At 73.9% G+C, this 7,200-nt stretch carries 5 protein-coding genes and 1 pseudogene; 2 read left to right on the top strand and 4 right to left on the bottom strand.

The genetic code is table 11. The annotated features are described in order from the left end of the window. A pseudogene (locus tag L615_RS01675) lies at positions 1-922 on the bottom strand (B12-binding domain-containing radical SAM protein); the annotation flags it as partial. 94 nt (positions 923-1,016) lie between these two features. Between L615_RS01675 and L615_RS23980 the strand changes: the two are divergent. Both L615_RS23980 and L615_RS01660 read left to right on the top strand, forming a co-directional pair. Continuing rightward, positions 1,017-3,020, top strand: coding sequence for a hypothetical protein (locus tag L615_RS23980; protein WP_261376520.1), 2,004 nt, complete (start codon positions 1,017-1,019; stop codon positions 3,018-3,020). Positions 3,021-3,042: 22 nt separating this feature from the next. Further along, complete coding sequence (locus L615_RS01660) at positions 3,043-3,888, top strand: hypothetical protein (protein WP_145723894.1); 846 nt, start codon at positions 3,043-3,045, stop codon at positions 3,886-3,888. 6 nt (positions 3,889-3,894) lie between these two features. On the opposite strand, the gene L615_RS01655 is transcribed toward L615_RS01660, so the two are convergent. From L615_RS01655 to L615_RS01645, 3 genes are all read right to left on the bottom strand, one after another. After that, on the bottom strand, positions 3,895-5,544 hold the full coding sequence (locus tag L615_RS01655; RefSeq protein WP_145723893.1) for a copper resistance protein CopC: 1,650 nt from the start codon (positions 5,542-5,544) through the stop codon (positions 3,895-3,897). 7 nt (positions 5,545-5,551) lie between these two features. Further along, complete coding sequence (locus L615_RS01650) at positions 5,552-6,307, bottom strand: YcnI family protein (RefSeq protein WP_145723892.1); 756 nt, start codon at positions 6,305-6,307, stop codon at positions 5,552-5,554. Between the two features lie 74 nt (positions 6,308-6,381). Beyond that, positions 6,382-6,936 carry a hypothetical protein gene (locus tag L615_RS01645; protein WP_145723891.1) on the bottom strand — a complete coding sequence of 185 codons (555 nt, stop codon included), beginning with the start codon at positions 6,934-6,936 and terminating at the stop codon, positions 6,382-6,384. Positions 6,937-7,200 lie beyond the last annotated feature (264 nt).

Raw genomic sequence — 7,200 nt, 5'->3', positions numbered from 1 at the left:
CCTCCTCGAAGCCGGTCTTGCGCACGCCGTTCTCCACCATCGCGCCGATCGTCTCGATCGAGCGCTCGCGCACCGGGCGGGTGATCATGCCCGCGCGGGTGCAGCCGCGGAAGATCTCGACGCTGAACCGCTCGTGGACGGTCTCGGCGAGCGGCACCAGCGGGTTGCGCGGGTAGGGCCACTGGTCGAGGTCCATCAGCGTGTGCTTGCGCACCCGCTCGGGAGCCTCCGGGTGGTTCGGTACGACGGCAGCGATGGTGCCGTCGGCGCCGTAGTGCACGTCGTAGAGCTGCGGCACGTAGACCGTGCCCGAGACGGCGAGCCGACGCAGCAGCTCCTGGCGGCCGCCAGGGCGGCCCTCGCCCTTCCACTCGCGGACGAGCTCGGAGATCTTGAGCACGACCTCCTCGCCGTCGCCGAGGACGGCGGCGTCGACGAAGTCGGCGATCGGCTCGGGGTTGAAGGCGGCGTGGCCGCCGGCGATGACGACCGGGTGGTCGTCGGTGCGGTCGACGGCGTGCAGCGGGATGCCGGCCAGGTCGAGCGCGTTGAGCAGGTTGGTGTAGCCGAGCTCGGTGGAGAAGCTCACGCCGAACAGGTCGAAGGCACCGACGGGGCGGTGGCTGTCGACGGTGAACTGCGGGATCTGCTGCTCGCGCAGCACCTTCTCCATGTCGGGCCACACGGCGTAGGTGCGCTCGGCGAGGATCCACTCGCGCTCGTTGAGCACCTCGTAGAGGATCTGGACGCCCTGGTTGGGCAGGCCGACCTCGTAGGCGTCGGGGTACATGAGCACCCAGCGGACCTCGGCGGCGTCCCAGTCCTTCGCGACCATGTTGAGCTCGCCGCCGACGTACTGGATCGGCTTGGMCMCCGACAGCAGGTGCGGCTCCAGCCGGGGGAAGACGGACTCGACGGACATGGCCCCGATTCTACGAGGGGAGCCCGGTCCGACCGGCATCCGCGAGCCCCCGCCCCTGCGGCCGCGCTGGGTCGTCCCCGTAGGATTCCGGCCCATGAGCGCCTCCACCTCGGGACGACTGGGGTGGACCGTCTTCACCCCGCCCCTCGCCGCCGCGGTCCTCGCCGTGAGCTGGGGGTCGCACCCCGGGCCGCTCGCCGCGAGCCTGATCGGGCTGGCGCTCGTCGGCGCCGTGGTGAGCGGCGTCCACCACGCCGAGGTCGTCGCGCACAAGGTCGGCGAGCCCTTCGGCTCCCTGCTCCTCGCGGTCGCGGTGACGGTCATCGAGGTCGGCCTGATCGTGATGCTGATGGTGTCCGGCAACGGTGACACCGCCACCCTGGCGCGCGACACGGTCTTCGCCGCGGTGATGATCACGCTCAACGGCATCGTCGGCCTGGCGCTCGTCGTCGCGGCGATCCGGCACCACCTCGCGGTGTTCAACCCGGAGGGCACCGGGTCGGCGCTCGCCACGGTGATCACCCTCGCGGGACTGACCCTCGTCGTCCCGGCGTTCACGACCAGCGAGGCCGGTCCGGTGCTGACCGGGTCGCAGCTCACCTTCGCCGCACTCGCGTCGCTGGTGCTCTACGCGTCCTTCGTCTTCACCCAGACCGTGCGGCACCGCGACTTCTTCCTCCCGAACACCACGTCGACCCCGGGTGGCTGGGCGAGCGCCGACGACGCGGACGGCGACGGTCACGCGGACCCGCCGACCGACCGCGAGGCGTGGACCAGCGCCTTCCTGCTCGTGCTCTCGCTGGTGACCGTCGTCGGCCTGGCGAAGGTCGAGTCGAACTCGATCGAGGACGCGGTCGACTGGCTCGGCTTCCCGCACGCCGTGGTCGGCGTCGTGATCGCCATGCTCGTGCTCGCGCCCGAGACCATCGCCGCCGTGCGCGCCGCGCTGCTCGACCGGGTGCAGACCAGCCTCAACCTCGCCTACGGCTCGGCGATGGCGTCGATCGGCCTCACCATCCCGGCGATCGCGGTCGCCTCGATCTGGCTGGACGGCGACCTCGCCCTCGGTGTTACGTCAGGGCCGGGAGCCGCTGCAGCTGGTGCTGCTGGTGATCTCGGCGGTCGTGAGCGTGCTGACCGTCGTCCCGGGCCGCTCGAAGCCGATGAACGGTGTGGTGCACCTGGTCCTGCTCGCCGCCTTCCTCCTGCTTACGGTGGCGCCATGACCCGCACCCGCTCGATGAGGAGGTACGCCGCCGCGTCGATCGCCGCCGTCGTGGCGCTCGGCCTCGCTGCGTGCTCCGAGGAGCCCGACCGCGACGACGACCGGATCGTCGTCACCCCCGCCGGCGACGGCGAGCAGCCGCTCGGCGACCCCGTCGGCGACGGGACCCGGGCGAGCGTCGAGGGCTACACGATGACCGACGTCGTCCTGCCCGGACCGGACCGGCCCGGCGAGGTCGCGTTCCGCATCGTCGACGCGTCGGGCGAGCCGCTGACCGACTACGTGCCCGAGCAGACCAAGCTGCTGCACGCCTACGTCGTGCGCGACGACCTCGGCGCCTTCCGCCACGTCCACCCCGAGCTCGAGGACGACGGCACCTGGCGTGGCCGCGTCGACCTCGGCACGCCCGGCCGGTGGCGGGTCGTCGCCGAGTTCGTGCCGCAGGGCACCGACCGGCCGCTGGTGCTCGGCGCGACCCTGCGGGTGCCCGGGGCGTGGGACCCGGCCGAGGTCCCGGTCGGCGACGACGCGGCGACGGCCGACGACGGCGTGGTCCGCGTCAGCCTGCTCGGCCGCAGCGAGGCCGGACGCAGCGGCAAGCTGCAGATGGCCGTGACCGACGTCGACGGGGAGCCGCTCCAGCTCGGCAGCTACCTCGGCGCGACCGCCCACCTCACCGGCTTCGCGGTCGACAGCCGCGGCTTCGTCCACGTGCACCCGCTCGGTGCGCCCGAGGTGACCGACGACGGCACCGTGCTGACCTTCCACACCACCTTCAGCGAGCCCGGCGACTACCGGATGTTCGTCCAGGTCCGCGTCGACGGACTGCTCCACCAGGTCGCGGTGACCGCGGCCGTGGACCCCGAAGCCTGACCACCAACCCTCAGGAGAACGCATGTCCCGCAAGCCCCTGTCCGCCTCCATCGCCGCACTGGCTGCCGCCTCGCTGCTGCTCGCCGGTTGCAGCGGCGACGACTCGTCCGGCGGTGACGCCGGCGCGAGCAAGGAGCCGAGCGCGTCGGGCAGCGCGTCCGAGCCCACCGGTACGCCGGAAGGCGGCTCGACCGGCGAGCTCACCCCGGAGAACTTCCAGCAGGCGATCCTCGACGCCCAGCGCGCCGCCGGTTCCTACCGCGGCAAGGCCACCACCGCGACCGGACCGGTGACCTCCGAGCTCGAGGCCGAGGTCGTCTTCGAGGGCGACAAGCCGCTCGCCCACGCGAAGACCACCGCGAACAGCCCGCAGGCCATCGAGACGGTGACCGCCGCCGGCGTCGTCTACCTCAAGTCCGACGGCCTGGGCATCCCGGCCGACAAGTGGCTGAAGATCGACCCCGCGGACCCGGCCAACCAGGGCAACCCGCTCGCCGCCCTCGCCGCCGCCTCCGACCCGGAGACCGCGGTGCGCGCGATGGGCGACCTCCAGTCGCTCGACGTCGTCGGCGAGGAGAAGGTCGAGGGGGTCGACACCACGCGCTACCGCGCGGTCGCCGGCACCGAGAACTTCGCCGAGGCGCTCGGCCTGCCCGCCGAGGCCACCGCCTCGCTGCCGGAGACCATCCCGTTCGACGTGTGGCTGGACGAGGACAACCGCCCGGTCAAGTACGAGTACGAGGTCGCCGCGGCCGGCACCACCAGCAAGGCGACGCAGACCTACTACGACTACGGCGCCGACGTCGAGGTCACCGTGCCCGACGACGCCGACACCGTCCCGCTGTCGGACGTGAAGCTCGGCGGCTGACGCCGCTCAATCGGTGACCGGCAGCTCCACGGTCGTCACCGGGCTGGTGAACTCGTCGGCCCGGATGCTGACCTGGAGCTGCCAGGTCCCGGTGCGTGGGAAGACCACGTCGGCCTCGTAGGTGCCCGCTCCGACCGGCTCGACGGGGACCTCGCCGAGGTCGACGCCCTCGGTGCGCAGCGCGACCGCCGGGGCGTCGTACAGGTCGAGCGGCTCGCCGGCCAGGTCCTGCACCTGCACGATCAGCCGACGCTGCAGGCCGGGGCCGGGCTGGACGACCGCGACCACCTTGAGGTCGTCGCTCGCGACGCCGGTGACCGCGCCCGTGCCGGCCGTCGCCGGCTGCGCCGGGGCAGGGCCGCCCGGCGGCTTCTGGGTGAGGAACCCGGTCACCCCGAGCACCGCGACGAGCACGGCCGCCTCCGCAGCGACCGCGCGGCGGACCAGGCCGGTGGCGGTGCGCCGGTCGTCGTGCCCGACGCCGTCCGTCACGCGAGGGAGGAGGCGCCAGCGGTTCCACGCGGCGAGCGCCACGACGACCAGCACCAGCGCCACCTTCACCAGCAGCAGCCGGCCCCACGTCTCCCCCACCAGGCGGGACCACGAGCCGACGATCCGCCAGCCGAGCAGCACACCGGTCAGCGCGAGCGCGGCGAGCAGGGCCGCGGCCACCGTCGAGAACCGGCTGAGCAGGAGCGCCCCGTCGCGTGGTCGCCCGGCGACCGAGGGAAGGACCAGCGCGAGTCCGACCAGGCCGCCGAGCCAGGTCGCGCCGGCGGTGAGGTGCAGCGCGTCGGTGACCACGAGCAGTGCGGTGGGCTCGTAGGAACGGGTGTGGCCGACCAGCGCGGGCGACCAGACGGCCAGCGCGGTGACCAGGTCGGCGAGCAGCGACGACTGCTGTTCCCTGGCGGCCCACACCGCCACGCTGAGGCCAGCCACCTGCAGCACGAGCACCAGCAGGTCGTCCTGCACCAGCGCCGGGTCGATGGCGCCGAGGTCGAGCACCCCACCGACACCGCTGCCGAGCTGGTAGGCACCGGCCAGCGGGATGGCGGCAGCCGCGGCCACCACCGCCACGACCGCGGACACCCGCAGCACGCGGACCAGGCGTCGTCGTACGTCGTCGGCCAGGCGGACGCCGCGCGCCGTCCAGGACAGGAAGACCGCGAGTCCGCCCGCCAGCAGCAGCGCGACGTAGTCGACGCCGTGCACCACTGCCTGCAGGGTGGGTACGGCGCCGGGGTCGTCGGGCCCGAGCTGCGGCGCCTCGACCTTCGGGCTCGGCGCGCCGACGTGGAAGGTCAGGGACCCCGCGATCGGGTGGCCGTCGGCCGAGACCACCCGCCAAGTGATGACGTAGGTGCCGTTGTCGAGGTCGCCGGGCAGGCCGCCGCGGACCTCGGTGCCGCTGGCGGACGCCTCGACGTCGACCTGCTCCCCCGCGGCGTCGAAGGCGAGCAGCCCGTCAGGCACCAGCGAGACCGGCTCGTCGAAGGTGAAGGTCACCTCCTCCGGGGCGGCGTCGAGCACCTCGCCCTCGGCGGGGTCGGAGGACACCAGCGTGGCGTGCGCCGACGCGGGCGCCGCCAGCCCGAGCACCGCGGTCGCGGCGACGAGCAGGGCGGCGAACCAGGCCGGCACACGCCACGTCATGGGGTGGTCAGGCCTTCCGGCCGGAGCGGGCCAGGGCGGCACCGCCGAGCAGCAGTCCGCCGACACCGGCGACCAGGCCGGTGATCGCGAGGCCGTTGCCGCCGTCGTCGTCGGACGCCTCGGCCTCCTGCTCGCCCGCGTCGTTGCCCGACTCCGTGTCGGCCTCGTCGGTGGCACCGTGGCCGCCGCCCGAGCCCGCGGTGATCGTGAATGCCGGTGCCGGGCTCTCGAGCTCGTCCGCGTCCTGGCCGTCGGCCGGGGTCTCGATCCAGCCGGTCTCGCCCTTCACGCAGGTCTGCACGACGGGGAAGGTGAGCGTCTCGCCCTCGGCGTCCGGCAGCTGCACCTGCAGCTCGAAGCTGTCGCGGAAGCCGTCCTCGAGCGGGGTGCGCGCCGTGTAGACGACCTCGCTGACCCGCTCGGTGAGCTGGTTGCCGTGCGCGTCCTCGAGCGGCTCGGCCAGCTTCTCGGTGTTCTTCACGACCTTCCAGCCCGGGTTGACCGTCGGCGTCACCGACGGGATCGACTCGGGCATCCGGATGGTGATCCCGGTCGTCGGCGAGCCCTCGCAGCCGTGGCCGAGGCTGAAGGTGAGCACGGTGTACTCGCCGGCGCCGGTGCTGGACGGCGAGACGGTCACGTGCGCGCTGGCGGAGCCTGCGCTGAGCGCGACGATGCCGAGGGCGGCGGCGCCGGCAGCAGCGGTGCGGGCGGCAGTGCGGGTGGCGGTGTGACGGGTGGGCAGGGTGGAGCGTCGGTTCATGGGTTTCGTCCCTCTGTGATGGTTCGGGTGTGGCAGCAGGCAGCGACGGCCGCCCCGCACCCGTCCGGGACGGGTCAGGCGGTCGCCGGCAGCAGGGCCGGTGGCCCGCGCGTCGGCCGGGCCGCCGCGAACCAGCGCGCAGCAGGGACGTCGGGGGTCGGTGGGACGGGACGGAGCGTCACCAGCACCGGGCTGCGGTGCGGCTCGGTCCACTGCACGAGCACCTCCACCGCACGTCGGCGCAGCGCCCACATCACGCCGGTCACGGCCGCCGCGACCGCGTGCGCGGCCAGCATCGCCGGGGTCAGCCCGAGCAGCGCCCCGCCGCCCAGGTCACCGGCGTGCCCGTGCCCGCCGTGGCCCGACGGGGCCAGTGCGACCAGCCACGCGTGCCCGAGCACCTGCGCCGCCAGCAGCGCCGGCAGGACCACGCCGATCCGCGCCCGCCCACGCAGCACGACCCGCCCGGCGCCGTACACGAGGACGCCGAAGGCGAGCAGCCACCACGACTGCGGCACCTCTCCCCCCGCCGCCGCGTGCGCCACCACCAGCGCCGTCACGCTCTCCGCGCTGCCCAGGAACGCCGGCACAGCCACGCTCTCGCGTGGGGCACGGCGGACGGTCAGCACGGGTTCATTGTGCCGGAGGGGGTGAGGGGGCGAGGCACGGTGGTGGGATGCGCGGTGGCCGGGGTGCGGTGCCGTTCACGACGCGGCCGGGAGGTGGCGAGCCCGCGCAGCTCCCGGTGGGCTGCGGTTGGGTGGCCGGCACAGTGCCGAAACCCGACGGTCGGGTTGCGGTTGCGGAGGCGGAGCGTGGGTCGGTCCCCGCAGGCTGCGGTCGCATAGCCGGTACAGCTCCGAAAGGCAGCGACGAGGAGGCTGGGTGGGTGG

Origin of the sequence: Nocardioides sp. J9, from assembly GCF_007829375.1 — a bacterium.
In the GTDB taxonomy this organism is placed as follows: Bacteria; Actinomycetota; Actinomycetes; order Propionibacteriales; family Nocardioidaceae; genus Nocardioides.
This window is presented reverse-complemented; position numbering and strand designations above follow the sequence as displayed.